The organism is Plesiocystis pacifica SIR-1 (assembly GCF_000170895.1).
GTDB lineage: Bacteria > Myxococcota_A > Polyangia > Nannocystales > Nannocystaceae > Plesiocystis > Plesiocystis pacifica.
The window spans coordinates 1-20478 of record NZ_ABCS01000119.1 but is presented as its reverse complement, the minus strand read 5'-3'; the positions used below and the strand labels follow the sequence as shown (position 1 = coordinate 20478).

Genomic DNA, 20478 nt, shown 5'->3' with positions numbered 1-20478 from the left:
CAGCTGGCGCAGTTCATTCGGCACTTGCCGGCGCTCCAGCAGCGGATGGCCTTTGCGGTGCTCTACTCGCTGCACCACAGCGCGGTGATGGAGTCGCAGGCGTCGCTTCCAGCGTCTCCACGACGAAGGTAGAGCTGAGACTACCCCTGTTCCCCGACGCGTCGCGCCGTGAAGGTCGAATCGTCGCCAAAGTGGATGAAGATCTGCCCGCGCATCTCATCGCCCTCGACCTCGATCCAGCCGCGCCCCGCCATCGGCTCTCCTTCGTCGTCGCCGAGCCAGGAGAAGCGTAGCTTGGGCGGCTGCTCGCCTCGCAGACAGCGACAGTCCAACTCCCCGTACACCAACCCGAAGCGGAACCGACCCTGGCGCGCATCGGGGTCCCCTCGCACCGGCTCGATGACCACGTGCGCGGGACCGTCCATGTCGTAGTAGTCCGCATCCCACCGCTGCATGGAGTTGATCCGCCAGGTACCGACGAAGGGGCGCGCGCCGCTGGCCTTCGCCTTGGCGGGCGGTGCGGGAAGATCGGGTTCATCTTGGACGAGCGTGAGCGGTGGTCGAGGCGCCGGCTGAGGGCTGCCCGCATCTTCATCGGCGAGTCGCGCGAGCAGCACGTCGTCCTTGTCGTACTCGCGCCCGAGCTCGTCGACCAGCACGGTCGACCACTGACTCAGGCCGCGCACGACGAACACCCGCGTGCTCTGGGCCCAGGGGTCGCGCCAGTTGGTGACGGGCTCGAGCACGACCTCGAGGGTCGTGTCCTTCTCCAGCGCCTGCTCGCACATCATCCCCAGCGCGTTCTGGAGCTCCTTCGACCAGCCGAGGGGGAGCATCACGTCGTGCTGCCGCCAGCGCAGACGAACTGCGTCGTGAAGGCGCCCATACGCATAGAGCGCGCGGAGCGAGACGATGTCGGCGTCGAGCGCCCGACGCAGGCGCTCGAAGTCTCCCGCGCGCAGGTCCTTGCTGAGTGTGGCCTCGGGCGTCAGCGGGCGCTCGATTCCACAGGAGCTGCGGATCATCATGAGCGTGCTCAGCTTGACGGGGCGACCTCGCTTGCTGAACTTGCGGGTCTTTTGTGGGGGCGCGAGGTCGTGGAGCCGGCGCCCGCCGGGCTCGAAGCCGAGCCTCCGCAGCAGGGACCGCACATCGACGCTCGCCAGGATGTCGAAGCTCGAGAGGCGCTCGCGCAGGTCTGCAAAGCGGCTCCGCGTGTACAGCTCCGTGTCAGCGTCGCCGAGGTCGGCGACGACGACCGCCTCTGGATCCTCGGGTGGGAAGGCGTGGATGAGCGCGACCTTGGCCGAGGCCAGCCAGGCAAACTCGGCGTCACGCCTGGACGCGTAGGCTTCGCGCGACGCCGCGAGCTGCTCCGGAGACGGGCGCTGGGCCGCGTGGGCTTGGGCCCTCCTCGCGCGCTCGCGCACGGCCTCGCGAGCGGAGCGCAGGGCGTCGTGGCCGGGGACGAGCGCCCAGCGTCCGTCTTGGTCGGGCCGAACGGCGCTGTTGCGTCGTTCGAAGCTGGCGGTGTCGGCGCGCAGGCGATGGTGCTTGGTCAGGGCCGAGAGATACGCGACCACCCGCTCGGGCTCCATCGCTTCGCCGTGGGCGTCGAGGACCGCGAGGGCGAGCCGCTGCGCAGACCAGGACCCGACGCCAGCGTCGTCGCCAAAGGCCCGCTCGAGCTCCTCGAGCTTCAGGGCCACCTCCGGCCCAGGTGAGGGCGAGGGCTCGACGCGAGCAGCGGTCGAGGTCGGGGCCCGTTGTTGACGACGAGCGAGCTCGAGGCGCCAGGTCCACATCCGGGCCTCGTGGTCGTGGGGGTCCAGCTCGTAGAGGTCGCCGTCGCGGTGAACGGGCCGCGTCGCTGGGCGGCTCCGCCGCAGCGAGGCGAGCGCCTCCCGAACGCTCGACACCCCCGCATCCTCGAAGCGACGGGCGACCTGTTCGAGGGTCATGGGCCCACCGCGCTCGAGCAAGGCCGTGACCAGCAAGCCGAACTTGTTCGCCGCGCGACGTCCGACGACATCTTCGAAGCGTGGTGCGTCGATGTCCAGAGCGTCGCAGTAGGGGTTGCGCTGGTCTTCCTGCATGGGCGGGGCCGGGTTGAGTGCGAACCATGCCCCGTTTGGCGCCGAAGGAGAAGTCTAGCCCGACCAATCCACGGGCGAAAGGTATCCCCAACTCGAGCGCCTGCGGTCATCGGGTGCGGCCACGTCGAGGTCGCGGGTCAAGGTCACGGCGCCGTGGCGGATCGCCGCGACCTCCACATGGCGAACTCCACCTCTCGTGCCAGCGGACGGGTTCTCAGCACCCTCGGTGGCGCCCGAGACCGCTGGGCGTGGCTGGCCTGAGGCGTGGGCCTCGCGCTCGCTTTCTGAAGTCCAAGAGCGAGGCTTCCCGCGGATGCTCAACATCGTCGACACCCCCGCACCGCGACGAGTTCGAGAGATCTGCCGCGACCACGGCCTCGACGATGGCCGCAGGTCCAAACGCCCGAGCATCGAGCGCACCCAATTTGCCAAGCGCACGACGTGCAGACGCTGCACTTGCCCGAAGAGCCGAACAGTCTCGCTTCGTTCAGCCTCGAGACCGGTGATCCGCTGGGCCAAGTCCCCATTGCGACGCCCAAGGAGGTCTCCGTCGCCGTCGCGCGAGCCAGAGCTGAAGAGCTGTCCGGTCTGACAGGGGCAACTCCAACCGGACGAAGACTTCGCTCGGGCTCAGCCTCGAAGCCGTGCGTCCCAATATTGATCCGAGCCGCGGTCTCCCGCGCGGGCTGGCTCGGTCCCGAGCGTCGTGTAGAAGCCGTCGACCCAGGCTCGGTAGCGACGCAGATCGTCCTCGTCGTCCAACAACCCCGGCTTCGACAGGTGCCGCTTGCGGGTCCACATGCGCAGATGCTCGTCGGTCGCGGCCATCAGCTCGCCGTGCCCGGCTCGCTCGAACATCGGCTCGAGCAGCCCCAGGGGCAGGGCCCGCAGCAAGCCCGGGAGCCCGTCGCGACGAAGCCGCCGCATGCTGTAGACGACGTGCAGGTCGATCTCCTCGGCCGTCCGCGGGACCGCGAGCATGAACTGGTTGACGACCAGGTCCATGGCCGCGACCGTCGATCGAATGTGCTGGTAACCCAGGCCCACGGTCGTGACCTCGACGTGGGTCTCGACGTAGCCGTCGGGGAACCCGAGCACCCGCAGCATCCGCCGACCCGCGGGCGTGGCCGGGTGGCGCATGACCAGCGACGCGTGCGTGGAGGTGGCGTCGGTCGTGAAGGGATCGACGATCTCGACGCCCTGCTCGCGGTGCAGGGTCGTATTGTGGCGGACATCGACGGCGTGGACCTCGAGCGGCTCCTCCATGGGCAGCGCGAGGCGCTCGGTCCGGATCCGGTAGGGCAGAAACTCGCGCGCGTCGAGCTCGGGCAGCTCGAAGTCCGGGGCGCCGCCAGCGGGGTCGTGCCAGCAAAACACCATCCCGGCGACGACGCGGGTCGGGTACATCGCCAGGCGCAGCTCACCGCCGCGAGCTCGGGCCTCGACGCAGGCGCCGTCGGGGGTGAAGCGCAGCCCGTGCAGCGGACAGCGGATGCACTCGCCCTCGACGGTCCCGCCCTGGCCGAGGTGGGTGCCGACGTGGGGGCAGTGGGCGTCGGCGACGAGGACGTCACCGCCCGCGGTCCGGTAGACGACGCGCGGCGAGCCGGCGAGCTCGAAGCTGTGAACGGAGCCGGGCGCGAGCGCGTCGGCGAGGTCCACGAACACCCAGGAGCGAGGCAGGGATGCGCGCACGCGCCATGGTGGCGGTCTCGAGGCCTGCGCGCCAGCTTGTTTGACCGGGCCTGCCCACGCGCGCCGTGAGGGGGTCTACGAGCCCGCGGTGGCCCAAAGCTCATGGCGAGCGGAGAACGCTCTCGCTTGGTGCTGCCGTCGTACGCCCCGTGTGCGCGCCAAGCTCGGTGCTACAGTCCGGGATCAATAGACGTGGGCCTTTGGCACTGAACCGAACCGAACTGACCCATGGGACATCGCATCACCTACGCCATCCGCAAAGACGGAGCGCTCTCGCCCTACAGCTCTCGCTGGGGCGCGTTGACGGCTCCCGCCGACATGTTTTGGGGCCCCGACGCCACGGCAGACTTCATGCGCAGCAACCCCCAGGCGCAGGGGTGGTACGACGATTGTTGGGGAGAGGGCGCAATCGGTCTCGACTACGACGCCAAGACGGTGGTGTTCTTTGGCGTCTACGAATACGCGGGAGCGGTCAGTTCGAGACGAGCAGCGGTCGGTGATCATGAAGCGGCTGGACGACTTCGTCCACCTCGAGCGTGTCGCGCAGGAGCTCGTCGTTCACCGGGCCCAGCGCTACGACGTGGGCTTCCTCGAGCGTACCTTCGCTGCGCGGTGGCCCGCTTGGCGGGTGCGGGTCGTGGACGAGCACTTCGCCCGCCTCGGTCGAGAACTGCCCGCGCAGCTGATCGAGCGCCCCCGGTGCTCGGCTCCCATGACGAGCCCGACCCCCAGAGCTTCGAGGCCTGCGTCGCCGAGATCGCGGGGTTTTTGTTGGCAACGAGGCCATCGAGGAAGTGATGGGCGCGTTCACGCAGCGCCTGCGTACCCAGACCGAGGCCGACGCGGAGGGGCCCGTCCGCTGGGGCGAGGGTTTCTTTGACCTGATCCCCGCGAGCGGGCCCGGAGGCGAGGACCGCAAGCTTCGCTTCGAGCAGATCGTTCGGCAGCTCGCGCTCGAGCTTCAGAGGGCGAACTGGCTCTCATAGTGCGTCAAGAGGAATCTGACGCGAGCGGGATGCGGGGTACTGGGCACGCGAGATCTGGCGGGGTGCGAGCAGAGCGCACCTCGGAGGTGATCGCGTGTGGTGATGGTTGGGAACGATGAGGGACCAGGACCGGAGGTTGACCGACCGGGTAGGCCGAAGCTCTCAGACATGAGGTGTCCGCTCAGGGCGGCACCGGATCAGCTTCGTTGGGCATTGGGCCGGTAAGTCGTCCTCAGGAGGCCTCGGGACTAGCGTTCGGACCTCGATGGGCCAGGACTAGAAGTTGGAGGTCCTCCGTCGGACCGGTGTCATCGAATGGAATTCGTCAGGTGCTGGGCTGTGGCACCTCGTCGGTGGTTGGGGCCAGCTTCAGGCGGCTGACGTCGAAGAGCTTCTTGCTGTCGAAGACAGCTCCGTGAGCGACGTGCCACAAGGCGCTGACCAGTTTTCGCATGAGCGCGATCAGGGCTTTTTGCTTTCGCCCTGCGTCGCGGGAGACCTTCTTGGCGTACCAGGCTCGGACGATCCGATCGCGCTGGATCAAGCGGAGTACGGCGAGGTAGAGGAACAGCCTGGCGATCCCAGGGCCGCGCTTGGTGATGTGCAAGCCGCCCTTGGACTTGCCCGAGCTCTTCTCCTTGAGGTTGAGCCCGAGGGCTTTGACATAGGATGCGGGGCAATCGTACTTCGTCGGGCAGCCGACGCCTGCGACGAGGACAGCGGAGGTGGCCTTGCCGACGACCGGCGCCATCGCCTTCGTCGCCGAGCCTTCGAGCAAGGCGAGCTTCTCGACCTTCGCACGGGCCTTCTTGGCGGCCTTTTGGTGTCGCCGACATTCGGACGCGATCGTGCTGACGAGCTCGAGCTCCTCGTCGACCTGAGGAACGCCAAGGCTCGAGTGCGCCGACTCGATCAGCTTGTCGATCTTGTCTTGGGCGAGAAAGTTTCCGCCGACCTTTCGCATGAGCTCGCGGGCCTCGTCTTCTCGCTCGACGAGCGCCGCCGGTCCACCAAACTCGATCAGGGTCTCGAGCATCGTCGCCGAGTCCATCGACATGATCGATGAGGCCCCAGGCCAATGCCTTGCGAGCAGGCCTTCGAGGCGATTTCGATTTCGCCCGACTTCTTTCTCGTGAACCTCCAAGACCCTCAGCACAGCGGCCAATCGACGCTGATGCTCCGGCTCGAGCGGCCACGGCTCGCTGATGTCCCCGAGGTGGAGCTTGGCGATCAAGGTGGCTGACTTTGCGTCGTGGAGGCTCGGCACGCCATCGAAGACCTCGGCTGCATCGTGGACCCGCTTGGGGTTGACTCGGAACACGGCGACGCCTGCTCGGTCGAGAGCAGCACGGATCGCGTCGCCGTAGACGCCGCTGGGCTCCATGACGACCTCGACGCGCTTGGGGCCGCCAAGGTGCTCGACCAGCGCGAGGAAGGTCCTGGACTCGGCCGGATGAATCCACTTCACGATCCGCAGGACTTGGCCCTTGTGGTTGACGATGGCCGCGTAGAAGTCCTCCTTGGCGACGTCGATCGCCACGATCACCCGTCCAGTGTCGAGCTCGGCGCTCAGCTTGGTGAGATCTAGGCCTTGGATTTTCGTGGCTCGGTATTTACGCTTGGACATGGGGATGACCTCCGACTTCTTTGAGTGCCCAGGCAAAAAACCTGGGTATGAGGCATCCCCCTCTTTCTACAGCTGACTAGCGCTCAGGCCCCAGGGAACGACCAGGGGTCGCCCGCCTCACGGCGCGCCCGCAGATCCCGGAAGTAGCCCTCCGCCCGATCGCGGTAGGCCTGACGCCCCCCCTGCGAGTGGATCGTGATCGCCGCCTGGAGAATGTCGAGGTCCGAGGCCAGGGCGCTCTCCTCCAAGGCCGCCTCGACGGCGTTCCCGATATCGATGCGGGGCAGCTGCCAGCCGCCCTCGCCCTCGGCCGCGCCCTGGATCCGCGCGCCCAGCTCGTCGTTGGCCTCGCCGGACGCCGCGTTGCCCAGGGCCACGCGCTGCCAGCCCGCTTTGTCCTCGCCAAAGCCAGAGCGGATGTAAACGTCGAGGTCCGAGACTCGAATCCCGAGCTGCCTGGGCAGCGGGGAGGCCTCGAAGAAGTCCTCGGCGCAGCGTCGGCGCGCGCTCGCGGCCGACTTGACCTCGAGCTTGGTCCGCCCGCCGGCGGCGTTGATGGCCTTGCGCAGGGCGTTGAACATCTGGCCGCCGAGCAGCATGCGCTCGAGGTTGGCCTCGGTGAAGCGAGACAGGCGCAGGTGCTTGTCCTCGACCTTGGACCGGAGCGCGGCGACCTCGCTCGGCGCCCCGGAGCCGGTCGCGGCCGACCACACCTTGCCCGCGGCGTAGCAGACCTGGTTGGCGCGGCGGACCTCCGCCTCGCTGAGCCGCATCGTCTCGAGCTGCGCTTGGGTGAGCTTCTTGAGGGTGCTGATGGTCTTCGACGCGACGTGCTGACCGGCGCTGGCGTAGCTCGCCGCGACGCCGCTGACCGTGCGCATGGCGGACTCGCGGACCTTGGCCGCGGGGCCGATCTCGACCATGGAGATGGCGCCCACGCAGTCGGTGATCAGCGCCTCGACCACCGCGCGCGTGCGTGCGACCGACCAGGCCTCGTCGAGGGCGGGCGCGGGCGCCTGTTCCAAGGCGAGAGCGATGTCTGAGGTCGCTGCCGGAGCCTCCTGGGAGTTCGAGAGGGAGAGGTGGAGAGCCTGGGCGTGGAGGAGGGCGACGTTGGACACTGACGGGCTCCGTTCACCCAGGGAGTGGGCTCCCTGGGCCGTTGAATTCAGCAAAATCCATAGTTTTTGTGTTCTGGGCTCTCAGCTGGCGACGACGGCCTTCTACGCCATCTGCGAAGGCTCACGCGCTCCCGCCCTGCGCCGATGCGCGAGAGCACTCCGTGCCCCGTTTTGCCCCTGGCGTGCTCTAATCCTCCCGTGAACACCCGGCGCATCCTGACGCGAGCCGCCGCCGCGCTCGTCCTGCTGGTGCTCACCCTCGTCGCCCTGCGCCTCGCCAACCGCTGGTACCTCGGCCACTACGGCTGGTACGAGGGGGAGCTGCTCGAGGTCGAGGCCAAGCCCGAGGCGGGCTTCGACGCGCCCTACCTCGCCTACGTCCCCGCCTCGGCCGAGGGCGCGCCGCTGCGCCTGTGGCTGCGCCCCAACAACAGCGGCCCCAGCGACGACCCCGAGGTCCACCTCGAGTCCGCCCGCGCCCAGCTCGCCGTCAGCCGCTGGCAGGCCGAGCGCCTCGGGGCGGTGGTGCTCGTCCCGGTCTTTCCGCGCCCCGGCGAGGACTGGATGGTCTACACCCACGCCCTCGACCGCGACACCGTCCTCGCCGAGCGCCCGCTGGGCCGCCCCGATCTCCAGCTCCTGGCCATGGCCGAGGACCTGCGCGCGCGTCTGGCTCGGCCCAGCTGCGAGCGCGTGTTCATCGACGGCTTCTCGGCTGCGGGCATGTTCGCCAACCGCTTCGCGCTCATCCACCCCGAGCGCGTCGCCGCGGTCTCCGTCGGGGCCCCCGGAGGGTGGCCGATGACGCCGAGCCCGTCCGAGGACGGCGCGCTGGTCTACCCCGCGGGCATCGACGACTACGAGCAGCTCTTTGGCCGGGCGCCGCCGCGAGAGGCCTGGGCCGCCGTGCCGATGCTGTTTTTGCTCGGCGACGCGGACCAAAACGACTCCGTCCCCTACGCCGATGGCTACGAGCCGGCCCTCGCTCAGGTCGTGATCGAGCGCTTCGGCGACACCCCCCTCGCCCGCTGGGACGACGCCGAGGCCCAGTACGCACGGCTCGACGCGCGCTTCGAGCTGCTGCCCGGGGTCGGTCACGAGACACCGCGCTCGCTCCTCGTGCGCAGCCTCGACTTCTTCGCCGCCCACGACGATCGCGGCGCTTGCCGCTAGCAGTCGCCCACCCCGGCCACGCCGGGACCCATGATCCACGAAAGCGCCGAGCGGGCTGCTCGACGCCGTCAGGACGAGCAGCTCATGTGCGAGACGCCGCCCATGCCGAAGAAGCTGGCAGGCTTGAGCGCGTAGTACTTGCGCGCGGTGTCCTCGTCCTGCTCCGCGTAGGGCTGGGTCATGACGGTCTGGAGCTCGCGCACGAGGCTGTAGTCGCCCTGAGCCGCCCGCTGGTAGGCCGGGACGAGGTGCCACTCGCGGAGGATGAACTTGGGGTTCACCCGCTTCATCTGGGCCGCGACCCGCTCGGGTGTGCGCTCGTCGTCGAGCTCCAGCGCGGCGCGCCAATCTCGGAGCCAGGCCTTCCACGCGCTCTCGTCGACCCCCTTGGGGTTCGGGTAGAAGCTCGCGCGCAGCGGCTCGAGCTCCTCGGGTAGGTCGGAGAGCTCGCGGAAAAAGAGCGTGTAGTCGACCCGGGTGTCCACCATCAGCTGAAGCAATGGCTGGACGAGCCCTTCGGTGGCGGCGGGGCTGGGCAGGCCCAGCTTGGCCGCGAACACCTCCGCGATCGTCTCGTTCATGCGCTCGGGGAAGCCCTCGCGGATGGCCTCGAGCTGCCGTCGCTGAACCTGCGTAAACCCGTCCCAGCTGATCAGCGCGGTCCAGAACATGTGGTAGTTGCGGTGCGCGGCCTCCGGCTGGTTGAGAAAGGCAAAGTGCCAGCCGCCGCCCGTCCACGGCTGGTACTCGGGGTCGAACAGCTCCATGAAGCCGAAGGGCCCGTAGTCGAGGGTGAAGCCCCCGAGGGCGGTGTTGTCGCTGTTGAAGTTGCCCTGGCAATACCCGACGCGGAGCCAGCTCCCGGCCAGGGTGCTCAGGCGCTCACCGAACGCGCGGGCGAGGTGGACGAGCTGGTCGCCGAGCCCAGCTTCAGCCGAGATCTCGGGGCGGTATTCGCGGTCGAGGATGTGGCGCAAGATCAGCTCGAGCTCCTCCATGGCGCGAGGGTGCTCGCCCTTGCGGGCTCGCCGGGCGAAGAGCTCGAGCTGGCCGACGCGAAGAAACGAAGGCGCGACTCGGGTGGAGATGGCGGCAGGGTCGAGGGCCCAGCGATCCGGGTCCGTCGAGGAGGAGTTCTCGGAGTACCAGGGCCGCCGGACCATCTCGGTGCCGGACACGTAGAGGCTGAGGGAGCGCGAGGTCGGCACGCCCAGCGCGTGCATGTGCTCTTGGGCGAGGAACTCCCGGACGCTCGACCGCAGCACCGCACGTCCGTCGCCGCCCCGACAGTAGGGGGTGGGCCCCGCCCCCTTGAGCTGCATCTCCCAGCGCTGGCCGTTGAAGCTCCCCTCCAAGCCCGAGATCGCACGGCCGTCGCCGTAGCCGTTGCCGGTCCCGAAGGGACAGTTCGAGGTGTACTCCCGGCCGTAGATGGACAGGGCGTAGCCGGTCGCCCAGCCCTGCTCGCGCATCGGCTCGGGGGCGACGCGGAAGTCCCCGGAGAAAAAGCGCATGAACTCAGGCGAGCGCGCGAGCTCGTCCGCGAAGCCGAGCTCGGCGAACAGCGTGGGGCTGTGGGCGACGTAGACCGGCTCGGGGAGGGGCGTGGGCTTGACCGGGACGTAGTGACCCGAAGACACCTGGCGGGGCTCGTGGTCGACACCCGTCGCGGTGGCGTCCGGATCCGCGTTGAGGGACTCGAGCAAGGAATAGTCGGCCTGCTGGGCGACCGCCGCGAGGGTCGCGGCGAGCGGGCGATCGACGGCGTGGCTGGTCATCGCCCCCAAAGTAGCGTCAGTTGGGCGCGAAGGTAGCCCCCAACACGGACGGCCAGTCTGCAGAGAATCCAGCGGCATCGAGACACCTGCCGCCTCTCGCGCGCCTTGCGCCCGCCGCGTCTCGCCCTCGGTCTCGTCTCCAGGCTCCACCAGCGAAGTCACCGCATCATGGTCAACTACTGGTAGCGAAGCTCGACGGCGAGGCGGACTAGGAAGTGACCTTCCAGTACTTGACCCTCAGCCCGTCGGGCGCGTGCCACTTCCAAAAGCGCTCGAAGGTGACGGCGATCGAGTGGGTCCCCTTCCCGTAACCTGCGAGGAGCGCCCGCCAGTCGTTGTTGAATTCACCGTACTTCTTCTCGAAGGGCGTGATGAGCTTCTCGTGGGTGCTGTCGCCGGGGATGGCGTAGCGCTTGAGGTTCGTGATGTTCCCGTAGGGCTCGGCGGCCGCGTAGACCATCCCCTTGAGCTTCTCGTAGGCCTTGACGATGTCGCCCGAGCCGCCGGGCATGTGGTGCACCCCGGCCACCCAACCCTTCGCGGTCTTGCCAGCCACGACCACCCCCACGCAGGTGGAGAGGCCGGTGGTCCCGATCATCTTCTTGGTGTCGGGCGTCATCACCTGGTAGGCGCCCATGTTCACGTCGGTGAACTTCTTGTCGGCGGACTTGTACATCTTCTTGAGCGAGATCGATCCGCTCGCGAGCTCCACGTCGCCAGGAGAGGTCTCGATCATCTCGTTTTCCGCCAGCCACCCGAGAAAAGCAGCCCTGTGGTCGGACGTGGATGACTTGGGAATTGGGAAGACGTAGCGCCGGTCGCTCTGTTGGAGGAGCAGCACGGCGCGCCTCTGGTCGGTGTCCAGCTCGAGATCGACGTTCTCGAGGAAGGCGTCGAGCTCGACCTCGCTGTCCTGGGTCTGATCGAGGACGGCGAGCTCTCGCTGGACCGGGGCGTCGGTCCTCGTCGTCGTCCCCTGGCCCGTCCCCGTCGTCTGTCGATCCAGCAACCCTTCGGCCGAGCGCCCCTGCGTGACCGCGTCGGCGACCGCGTCGGCCTGGCGCTCGTAGCGGTCGCCCGCCTTGCCGACGCCGCCGCTGAGCTGCACGCCGGAGCGCTGCTGGATCACGTGGGCGGCCTCGTGCGCGGCGGTGCGCAGGCTCGGCTGCCCGGCGAAGGCGATCTTGTCGCCTGTCGCGTAGGCCTTGGCGCCGAGCCTTTCACAAGCGGCTGACGCCCGACCGTCGCCGAAGGCCTCGATCGTCGACGTGTCGTGGTGACCAAAGGAGCGCTGAATCGCGTCGGCGTAGGGCAAGGGGGAGCCGCGGCGCGCCACGCCTTCACGAGCGACCTGGCGCAGGCTCGCGGCCTCGCTGCGGTCTGCCAGGGCTTGCGCCGCAGTGGCGGCGCGCGTCCGCCCGGCGCCCCTGGTCAAGAGCTGCAGCGAAGCGAGGTGCTCGGTCCTTCCGCTGCGGTCGGCCAGGAGCTGGAGCGCGGCCCGGTGCGGCGAGGAGAGGCTCAGGCTCCGTCCGCGTTGGCTGTCCGCGAAGGGGTCTGGGGATCGACGACGGGTCCGGGAAAGACTCGTGGCCCTGCTCCTGCGAGACACCTTCACGACCCATGTTTAGCAAGCTTGGCGGAGTCTCGCATAGGCATGAAATGAGCGGGGCGGCCAGCCGCTCTCCTCGTCGTCGACGCGGCGGAAATGGCAGTCGCTCGCCCCCGGGCAGCTACTGGTAGTCGACGAAGATCGGCAACACGTCGTTATCGAGGTTGCCGACGACCGTGACCACGTAGACGTTCGCCGCCGGGTTGGGCTTGGGCAGGATCGCGAAGGGGTCAAAGTCGTAAAAGCCCGTTCCGGCCTTGACCATGGACGCGTAGGCGCCCGTGTCTGTCGCCCACATCAGGCTCTGGGTCTGGCGGTTGAAGGCCAGCACCGTGACCGCCGGGGTACCCGGAGCACCTCCAGTGGGCGGGGCGTCGAGGGCCCCCGGAGGCAGCGCCGCGTAGACCCGGTAAGACCTGCCCTGGGAGAAGTCGAGATCCGTGCGAATTTCGCCCGGCTGCGGGGTGGGCGAGTGGACCGACTGCTCGATGGTCAGCAGCCCGCTCGAGGGGACCTGGAACACGCTCGGGTCGACAGCCTGGCGCGCCTCGTTGCTCGGCACCTGTACGGTCTGCACCCGGGTGACCAGATCGTCCAGCCACACGAACACCTGGTAGTGGTCCGAGGTCGGCGGCAGGCCGAGGTAGCGGGCGAGGTCGACGTTGAAGTAGCCCGCCTCGGCCGGGATGTCGCGCGCAGGCCCACTCCGGTTGGCCTCGGCGTCGCTCATCTGGACGATGATTGCATCCTCCTGGCGGAAAGGGACGACCTCGTTGAGGTCCGCGAAATAGACCGCTCCCGTCGAGGCCGAGATCGCTACGACCTTGAATACCAAGTAGAGCTCCGAGCCATAGAGCTCCACGTAGGGCCACCCCAGGCTGTAGGCTCCAACGAGCGCAACGCTCGGGCCGATCGAGGACTCTCCGGGGACGAGCGCGAACTTGATGTCCGCGAACGCCGTTGGGTCGAGCGAGGGCGTCTCGGGGGTCTCCGAGAACCACACGTTGGCAGGGATCTGAAATTCGCCGTTTGTCATGGCTGACTCCTCCTAGAAGCCCGAAGAACCGCTGACCGCGGGCGACGAGAGGTCGCGCGCCCGCAAGGCAGCGGTGCAGTCGGCGCAATAGTTGATCGTGATGGGGGTCGAGAGCGCGTGGAACATGATGCACTGGGGCGAGACCCCCAACGCGATCCACTTGTTGGTCTTGAGAGAGTCGGGATTCCAAGCCGTACTCGAGTAGCGACAATGCGGACCCTGGCCGATCTTCTGACCTTCCGTGTCCTGGCCAACCTTCGTGGGTGGAGGTGGAGTAAAGAGGTTGTACCGCGTACTCGAGTCAGAGCCTTTGTAGTAGTATACGTTGTAGGTGTTCGCCGGGACAGGCACCTGGACGGCGGTGAGCCCCAGGTAGTGCCCGGCCTCATGCCACATCGTGTGATTGGCCGACTGCGTGGCGTCGTAGGTATCGCTGGCTTTTTGCTCACGCAAGCGCATGGCCACAAAGGTCTTCGGGCCCCAGGAGAAGCCCGAGTATGTCTTTTGTACCGTGACCGCAACCCACACCTCGAGTTCGTCGAGGCTGAGTCCTCCTTGGAGGCCGGCGATATCGGCGCTGAGCTTGTACTTGGAGGGGCCCGAGTACTCCAGGGTGATCTTGTTGTCGGGGATGGAGGCCACCTTTGTTTTGTCTAACTTCTTGACGACCTTGCTGAGGCCCGACAGCAGCCACTTGTTCTTGGCACTCAGGTCATAGGCCCCGTCGAGCAGGTCCGTGGCCGTCGTATCGCTGGGGCTGACGATCTTCCTCCACACGTCGCGTGTATCGTCGGCCAGGCTGTCACACAGCACGAGATTGAACACGCGCTCGGCAGGCGCTGGGAGGCTGTTGTTCGTCCACCACGTGCCGACGGCCACGCCGGAGCTGAGGATGTTCTGGTGGTCGACGACCTTCACGTCCCCCTTGCGGTCGAGCTCGAGGAAGGTGTCCTCGTACTTGCCCTTGAAGGTGTCCTCGTTGGCCCGGGCGCTGTAGTCCCCCGTGTCCCAGCGCTTCATGACCGCCAGGGTGTAGCCGAGCTTGCGCCACACCTGGATCTTCTTCGAGCGCGAGCTCGCGGGGGCCTTGTCCCCCTTCTTGCCGAGCTCGGCGGTGCCCTTGATGGCGTCGTCGCTGAGGAAGGCCACGGCGTAGAAATTGTCGCCGCCGTAGCGCGAGAGCTCGAGGCGCGCGCTGGCCTTGCCGTTGGTGTCGCTGACGGCGCTGACGTGGGCCTTTGAGGCCTGCAAGGGCTTGTCGATCCGCGGCTTGCGGGGCTCATCATCGGTGGCGTCGCCGTTCTTGTCGAAGCCCCACAGCATGAGGTCGACGCCGATCCCGGCGACCGCAGGCTGGGTCGTCGCCGTCGCCAGGATCCCGCGGCCGTTGCGGAGCGCGTCGCCGTTGTCGTTGACGAGCGCGTCCCGCTTGGGCGGCTGGTTGACGTACTGACGCCAGTCCTCGCCCGTCGGCGCGACCTGCTGGATGGCGACGGAGGTGACCAGGGCCCAGTCCCCGTTGGTCAGCGGCTTGGTCCCGGTCCAGCTCGTCTCGTCCGTGCGGTCGATCTGGATCACCAAGCGCACGTCGTTGAGCGCCGCGCTCGCGGCCTTGCCCTGGGCCCACGCGGTGTTGTCCGCCTTGCCCGCCGCCTGGGCGTCCAGGCTCCAGGCGCTGCCCTTCGAGCCGACCACGTCGCCGTCGCTGTCCGCGTTGTAGAGCGCGATGGCGTCCTCGTCGGACAGGACCGCCAAGAGCACCCGGTGGGCGTGCGCCGAGGACGGCCAGTCGCTGGTCTCGACCTTCTTGACCACGACCTTGGCCCGACCGAACTGCGCCGCCTCGTTCTGGACCGGGACGCAGCGGCCCCGAGTCTGCTTTTGGTAACTGGACATCTTCACCGAGCGCGCGGGCGAGGAGCTCGCATCGTCGCGGTAGATGTCCAGCTCGACCATGGACACGGCGAGGGCCTTGGTCACGGCCTTGCCGACCGAGATCGCCGGCGGCGCGGGGAACTCCGCCTGGGGTACGCCGGCGCTGAGGGTCAGCGAGGTCTTGCCCGGCGCCGCGCCCTGCAGGTAGTAGACCCGCTCGGTGTCGACGAGCCAGGCGTTGGGGATGATGGCCTCGTTGCTCGGGTTGAAGCTGAGCTCTTCGCTGCAGTCGGCGTCGAGGTAGACCCGGAGCTTCGCGTCGGCGCGCTTCAAGGTCCCGTCCTCGAGGTAAGGGACCGCCGGGGTGCTCTGCTTCACGCCGATCTTCGCCCGGACCGGGCTGACCGCGTCGGTCTTGGTCTGGACGCTCCGGGCCATCAACAGCACGTCGTACTCGGTGTCGAGCACCGGGGTGACCACGCTGCTGGCCTCGACGGGGGTCACGGGGCTGTTGCGCAGCGCGGGCTGACGCAGCTCAGTCTGTGGTTCGGTGACGACGTAGGGCTCGTCCGCGGCGCTGAGCTCGAGCTCGAGGCGGATCGGGTTGCTGGGCGGCTCGTCGGCGGTCCAGGTCGCGTAGTAGACCTTGCGCTCGTCGATGAGATCACGGTTGGCGAGGGGCGCCGTGCTCTCGCCGCTCTTGAACAGCGGGTCTCGACCCTCGCCCCCGTCCTCGTCCGCGAACAGCTCGAGCGACAGGCTCCCGCGGGTCAGCGTGCCCTTGCCCCCGTAGGCCGCGTCCTCGGCGTTGCCCTGGGCGGCGAAGAGCTTGACCTCGGTGAGCTGGGTCTTGACGATCGGGCCCTGGTACTCGACCTCCGCAGTGACCACGTTGACGGCCTTGACCGGGACGCTCAGCTTCGCCGGCTCGGCGATCGCCACGCTCCGGTGCTTGGGGTCGTAGAGGCTCAGGCTCAGCTCGACCTCGCCCGCAGCGCTCCCGGCCATGTACAGGCGCAGCGGGTCGTCGCCGGTCAGCGCGGCGTTGCGCAGCACGACGTGGTTGTCAAAGAAGTCGACGGGCTCGGTGAGCTCGGCGTCGCGGTACAGGCTCAGCGCGCCGGAGCTGCGGGTCAGCTGGGCGTGGCCGACGTAGGGGCTGAGCTTGGCCTGGGTCTGAGAGATCTTCAGAACCACGGAGGGCGGCTCGGGCTTCGCCAGCGCGGGGAACCACAGCGCGTCGTCGAGGCTGGGGTCGTAGCTGGCCGTGAGCACCGGCGTGACCGTGTTGACCTGCGCGACCAGCAGCGGCTTGCGGACCTCGCCGTGAGCGAACATCTGCTTGGGCGCGCTGCCGGGCGCGAGGCTGAGGCTGAGCTCGACCGCGCCGGCCTTGGGCGAGCTGCTCGCGCCGAGGTAGTAGGTCGTACCGCTGCGCAGGGCGAGGTTGGGGATGGTCGCCTTGCCGTTGGTGATCGTGACCTTGTTCGTGCCCTTGGCGTCCGCGTAGAGCTCGACGGTGGCGTCGGTCGGCGAGAGGGTCAAGGTCCCGTCGCCGTCGTAGGTGGAGGGCGCGTCGTTCTGGGTCTCGGCCAGCCCGAAGGTGATGGGCACGAAGGGGGCCGTCGAGAACACCCGCGCGACCGCCGTGTCGAGGTCGCCGATGCTCATCGTCGGCGCGACCACCCCGCCCTTTTTGACGGTGACCTGCTTTTTGCCCCCCGGCGCGTCCTTGGGTTCCTTGACGTCGTAGAGGTCGACCTTGGTGTTGCTGCGGAAGTTCGTCGTCTTCTTGATCTCGGAGCTCTCGAGCGGGTCGGGGCTCAACGCGATCGAGGTCGCGGTGACGTCCGTAGCCTCGATCCCCGCGACGTAGGCGACGAAGCCCGAGCCCGCCGTCAGCTGGGCGTTGCTGATCCACGCCCGGTTCTCGGCCATCGCCAGGGGCTTGGTCTGCTTGTCGTCGAGGAAGAGCGCGACGTCGTCACGGTCGATGGAGATGGTCGCGCCGCCCGGGTAGTCCGGGGCCTCGCTCTGAGTGATCGAGAAGGTGACCTTCACCGGCGTCGGGGTGACGCGCTGAGGGTCGTACCAGACAGTGGTCGACTCGACCTCGACCTTGGGCTTCACCGTATTCGTCATCGGGCCTCATCCTGAGAGCACGCCACGCGCTCACCCGAGAAGGCGCTCGCGGATGGGCGGGGTGCTCCCGGCCTGGATGACGCGCGGGGCTCGTGTTTGTGAAGCCGCGCGGCCTCGCCAAGGCTCGAGCAGCTGCCGCGAACACACGAGCACGACGAGGCGCCCACGTACGCATGACGTGGGCGCCTCGCCGTTCTCGCGCCGACAGAAGCTCAGAGGCTATGAATGAATTCACAGCCCCCTTTCCATTTTAGCCGTCGTAGACGACGCCACGCCCTCCCCGCCCCACGCCCTCCCCGCCCCACGCCCACGACTCAGACACTGTCAACATCGGGATAGGGGCGCCGGCTCCACACGCCGTCCGCGACGCTTGTTCGTAAGCTCGCGGACGCGCTCCTTCATCCTTTCCATGGACTTGCTCGCCACCCCGATCTTCGTCTCGCCCTTCTTGTTGACCCACAGGTCAAACCCCAAGAAGGGTCGTTCGTAGACCCGAGCGACCGTGCTCTTCGACTCGTTGACTCGCAGCCGCAGCTTGGCGAAGCGCTTGATGAGCGCGCCCATCACCCGCTCCCCCGCTCGCTTCGACCGCACGAGCACCCGGAGGTCGTCCGCGTAGCGGACAAACGCGTGGCCGCGTCGCTCGAGCTCCTGGTCCACCTCGTCGAGGTACACGTTCGCAAGTAGAGGCGACAGCGGTCCGCCTTGCGGCGTCCCTCGCCTCTGCTCCACCTTCACCCCGTTGACCATCACGCCGGCCGAGAGGTAGCGGCTGAGCGTCCTGAGCAGTCGACGGTCCTCCAAGCGCTTGGCTAGCCGCCCCATCAGCATGTCGTGGTTGACCCGGTCGAAAAACTTCTTGGATCACGCGGTCGCCCACCGTCGGGATGCCGAGCTCGCGCTCGCCTCCCCCGCGCTTGGGGATCTGCACCCTTCGCACCGGCTTGGGTTCGTAGCTGCCCGCGAGCAGCTGCTCGCGCATCCCAGGCCACTGCTCGCGCATCCAGCTGGGCAGCTCTTCGACCGTCATCCCGTCGATGCCAGGACTTCCACGGTTTTTTCGCCGCGCGCTCGAGGTTGCGGTGGTCGACCACCTCTTCCATGAGCGCGCGCGTGCCTGGGCCCTCGTTTCCGGTCCTCGCCGACGAGGCCTCCTCGCTCCCCTCGGGCGTCGTGCCCTCGCTATCGTTCGGTCCTTGTGGCGCCCTTCGACGCCTTTCGTGACCTCTGCTGACTTCTCGCTCCGCGTGCGTGACCACGTGGCCCTTTCAGGCCCCTAGAGCGAGAGCTCCCCGGGTAAGGACACCGGCCTTCCCAGCGCGATCGCCGGATGCACGTGACGCCGTGTTCGGCCACGAAGAGCTTCGCGTTCACTCGCACGCTCGCCCTCGGCGCCCCGCCTCTGATCCGGTTTCTGTGCGTCGACCCGCTGGTTCGTTTCACGCTTCTTTCAGACCCTCAGTCGCCCTCGGGCCCTTGCGCTTCCCTTTCTTCGTTCGTGGCTCCTTGGAGGAGGACTTTCACCTCCAGGTCGGTGTCCATGCCGGGCACACGAATCCACGCCCCCGCTCGCGGGGGCGACCACATGCCCTCTCGAGGGCACGAACCCCATTGCCCACCAAGCCAAAGCGGAGGAGCGGATAGCGACGAAGCGCCCCCGGTCTTCAGGTGCCTGTGGGGGTAGAGCAGAGCTCAGTAGCGGACCCGAGGCGCCCGCGGGAGCCGGCCCCGGAGGGGGAAGGCGTCCGCTTGCTTCGCCGCGCTCAGGCCGTCCGCGATGCTCGCCAGCGTCGCCCACTCGACCTCGTAGGCCCGCTCGATCTTGGCGACGGTCTCCTCGATCATCCGGATGATCTCGCCGTCGGCCGTGTCCTGGTGGATCCCGAAGCTCAGGTAGCTGCCGCTCGCGGACGGGAGCATGGCCAGGGCTCGGCCGATCTTCTCGAGGTGCAGCGGCGACACCGGCGGGATCAGACCGCCGTTGATCGGCATCTCGAGCAGCTCCCCCTCCCCGTCCGCGAGGATCAAAAAGGGCTGCGAGCGCCAGTCGACGCCCGTCCCCGCCGTCGCGTTCAGGCAGCGCGCGTTGGCCAGGTGCCGCGCCTCTTGGGCCTCGGGACCCCACAGGTCCGCGAGCATCCCCGGCCACGATCCGAACGCGCTCTTGGTCTCGACGCTGCGCCTGCGCCACGCCCAGCTCGCGTCGAAGGCCGACGCGTCGTAGCGAAACTGGCGGGCGCGGGCGAGCTCGAGCACCGCGTCCGAGGCCATGGAGTGCCCCGCCCGGAAGCCGCGCAGCACGGCCTCGACGCTCAGCCCCTGGCGCTGGACCAGCTGCTTGATCAGCCCCGAGAGCAGCACCCGCGAGCTCTGCAGCCAGGTGTCGATCTGGTGGTCCTCGAAGGCCGACAGCGCCCGGGTGTAGCCGCGGTCGACCTGGGGGTGGATGCCCGGGTAGCGCACCTCGAGCACGGGGTCCTCGCCCTCGATGACGGTCGGCGCGGCCTCGGGCGCGGCCCCGATCCCGTGGATCGACTCCCAGGTGTTGAGCAACAGCCCGAACTCGTCGTGGGCCGTGAACGCCGGCACCATCGCGTCGATGATCCGCTGGAAGTCACCGCCGCGGGCGAAGTAGGCCGCCGAGACGAAGTGGGTGATCGGGATGTGGGGGAAGCGCTCGCGCAGGCGCTGCAGGGGCTCGACGCCGTCGAGGCTGCGCCCCTCCCAGTTGACCGTGAATCCGACTTTGAGCTGTGTCATGTGTGCCTCTCGCTCTCGGTGCTCAGTGCGGCCCGCAGCCGCGCGAGCGCGCGGCCCAAAATTCCGCCAGGTCCGGACGCATCAGCGCGCGCGCCTGCTGCAGGCGCTTGCGAGCGTTGGGCACCGAGATGTCCAACAGCCGCCCGATCTCCTCGTAGCTGCACTCGCGGATCAGTCGCAGGACCACGACCTCGCGCAGGCTGTCCGGGAGCCGCCCGAGGGCGCTCGCCAGCGCGGCCGCCAGCTGCTCGCGGACCAGGTCCGCGTCCGGTGCCGGCGTCGGGCCTGGGGTCGGCACGGCCAGCTCCTCGCGGACCAGGGTCTGGGTCCGCTTGTAGGCCCGCCCGCGATCGATGCACAGGTTGCGCAGCACCCTCGAGATCCACGAGCGAGGGTTGCGGATGCTCCGCGCCGCCTCGAGCTCCAACTCGAGCTCGAGGATCTTGACCCACGCCTGGCCCATGATGTCCTCGGCGTCGCTGACGTTGCCGTCGGTCCAGCCCAAGCACAGGCGATAGAAGTAGTTTTGGTCGAGCTCCCAAGCCCGCAGCACGGCCCCGCGGACCACGACCGGCGCGTC

General features: G+C 68.3%; 14 protein-coding genes. 2 read left to right on the top strand and 12 right to left on the bottom strand.

All coding sequences use genetic code 11. From position 1 onward, the window contains the following. Positions 1–140: 140 nt before the first annotated feature. The 3 genes from PPSIR1_RS49760 to PPSIR1_RS48705 all read right to left on the bottom strand — a co-directional run bounded on the left by PPSIR1_RS49760 (position 141) and on the right by PPSIR1_RS48705 (position 4440). The gene (locus tag PPSIR1_RS49760) at positions 141–2096 is read right to left on the bottom strand and encodes a hypothetical protein (RefSeq protein WP_006976158.1); all 1956 of its coding nucleotides are present in this window, start codon (positions 2094–2096) and stop codon (positions 141–143) included. Positions 2097–2726: 630 nt separating this feature from the next. Then, the gene (locus PPSIR1_RS44790) at positions 2727–3791 is read right to left on the bottom strand and encodes a Rieske 2Fe-2S domain-containing protein (RefSeq protein WP_086001992.1); all 1065 of its coding nucleotides are present in this window, start codon (positions 3789–3791) and stop codon (positions 2727–2729) included. Between the two features lie 472 nt (positions 3792–4263). Then, positions 4264–4440, bottom strand: a complete 177-nt coding sequence (locus PPSIR1_RS48705) for a hypothetical protein (protein ID WP_157596334.1) — start codon at positions 4438–4440, stop codon at positions 4264–4266. Positions 4441–4588: 148 nt separating this feature from the next. Here PPSIR1_RS48705 and PPSIR1_RS35805 point away from each other — a divergent pair, with 148 nt between their 5' ends. Then, positions 4589–4777: a hypothetical protein gene (locus PPSIR1_RS35805; RefSeq protein ID WP_157596333.1), complete on the top strand. Its 189-nt coding sequence runs from the start codon at positions 4589–4591 to the stop codon at positions 4775–4777. Positions 4778–5102: 325 nt separating this feature from the next. Here PPSIR1_RS35805 and PPSIR1_RS35800 read toward each other — a convergent pair whose 3' ends face one another. Both PPSIR1_RS35800 and PPSIR1_RS35795 read right to left on the bottom strand, forming a co-directional pair. Continuing rightward, entirely contained in the window at positions 5103–6404 is a 1302-nt protein-coding gene (locus PPSIR1_RS35800) for an IS110 family RNA-guided transposase (RefSeq protein WP_232296603.1), read from the bottom strand. 83 nt (positions 6405–6487) lie between these two features. Then, positions 6488–7429 (bottom strand): hypothetical protein, encoded by a 942-nt coding sequence (locus tag PPSIR1_RS35795; protein ID WP_157596332.1) that lies wholly within the window; start codon positions 7427–7429, stop codon positions 6488–6490. Between the two features lie 294 nt (positions 7430–7723). On the opposite strand from PPSIR1_RS35795, the gene PPSIR1_RS35790 reads away from it, so the two are divergent. Then, positions 7724–8698: an alpha/beta hydrolase family protein gene (locus PPSIR1_RS35790; protein WP_006976151.1), complete on the top strand. Its 975-nt coding sequence runs from the start codon at positions 7724–7726 to the stop codon at positions 8696–8698. A gap of 68 nt (positions 8699–8766) precedes the next feature. Here the strand turns inward: PPSIR1_RS35790 and PPSIR1_RS35785 are convergent, their stop codons facing one another. The 7 genes from PPSIR1_RS35785 to PPSIR1_RS35755 form a co-directional block, all read right to left on the bottom strand. Beyond that, positions 8767–10476 (bottom strand): protein adenylyltransferase SelO, encoded by a 1710-nt coding sequence (locus tag PPSIR1_RS35785; protein WP_006976150.1) that lies wholly within the window; start codon positions 10474–10476, stop codon positions 8767–8769. A gap of 208 nt (positions 10477–10684) precedes the next feature. Next, positions 10685–11911 carry an eCIS core domain-containing protein gene (locus PPSIR1_RS44785; RefSeq protein WP_006976149.1) on the bottom strand — a complete coding sequence of 409 codons (1227 nt, stop codon included), beginning with the start codon at positions 11909–11911 and terminating at the stop codon, positions 10685–10687. A 295-nt stretch (positions 11912–12206) separates the two neighbouring features. Next, positions 12207–13121 carry a hypothetical protein gene (locus PPSIR1_RS35775; RefSeq protein WP_006976148.1) on the bottom strand — a complete coding sequence of 305 codons (915 nt, stop codon included), beginning with the start codon at positions 13119–13121 and terminating at the stop codon, positions 12207–12209. A gap of 12 nt (positions 13122–13133) precedes the next feature. Continuing rightward, a complete protein-coding gene (locus PPSIR1_RS35770; protein WP_045117423.1) occupies positions 13134–17138 on the bottom strand; it encodes a hypothetical protein in 4005 nt (1334 codons plus the stop codon). 324 nt (positions 17139–17462) lie between these two features. Next, the gene (locus PPSIR1_RS35765) at positions 17463–17942 is read right to left on the bottom strand and encodes a reverse transcriptase domain-containing protein (RefSeq protein WP_232296602.1); all 480 of its coding nucleotides are present in this window, start codon (positions 17940–17942) and stop codon (positions 17463–17465) included. A gap of 888 nt (positions 17943–18830) precedes the next feature. Beyond that, a complete protein-coding gene (locus PPSIR1_RS35760) occupies positions 18831–19898 on the bottom strand; it encodes a hypothetical protein (RefSeq protein WP_006976145.1) in 1068 nt (355 codons plus the stop codon). Between the two features lie 22 nt (positions 19899–19920). Then, positions 19921–20478, bottom strand: a 558-nt coding sequence (locus PPSIR1_RS35755) for an RNA polymerase sigma factor (RefSeq protein ID WP_006976144.1), incomplete at its 5' end; no start/stop codon positions are given.

What these genes read in the sequence shown, in the direction of transcription:
- PPSIR1_RS35770 (WP_045117423.1), bottom strand. Translation starts at nt 17,138, where the DNA reads ATGACGAATACGGTGAAGCCCAAGGTCGAGGTCGAGTCGACCACTGTC.
- PPSIR1_RS35800 (WP_232296603.1), bottom strand. Translation starts at nt 6,404, where the DNA reads ATGTCCAAGCGTAAATACCGAGCCACGAAAATCCAAGGCCTAGATCTC.
- PPSIR1_RS49760 (WP_006976158.1), bottom strand. Translation starts at nt 2,096, where the DNA reads ATGCAGGAAGACCAGCGCAACCCCTACTGCGACGCTCTGGACATCGAC.
- PPSIR1_RS35760 (WP_006976145.1), bottom strand. Translation starts at nt 19,898, where the DNA reads ATGACACAGCTCAAAGTCGGATTCACGGTCAACTGGGAGGGGCGCAGC.
- PPSIR1_RS35775 (WP_006976148.1), bottom strand. Translation starts at nt 13,121, where the DNA reads ATGACAAACGGCGAATTTCAGATCCCTGCCAACGTGTGGTTCTCGGAG.
- PPSIR1_RS35785 (WP_006976150.1), bottom strand. Translation starts at nt 10,476, where the DNA reads ATGACCAGCCACGCCGTCGATCGCCCGCTCGCCGCGACCCTCGCGGCG.
- PPSIR1_RS35805 (WP_157596333.1), top strand. Translation starts at nt 4,589, where the DNA reads ATGGGCGCGTTCACGCAGCGCCTGCGTACCCAGACCGAGGCCGACGCG.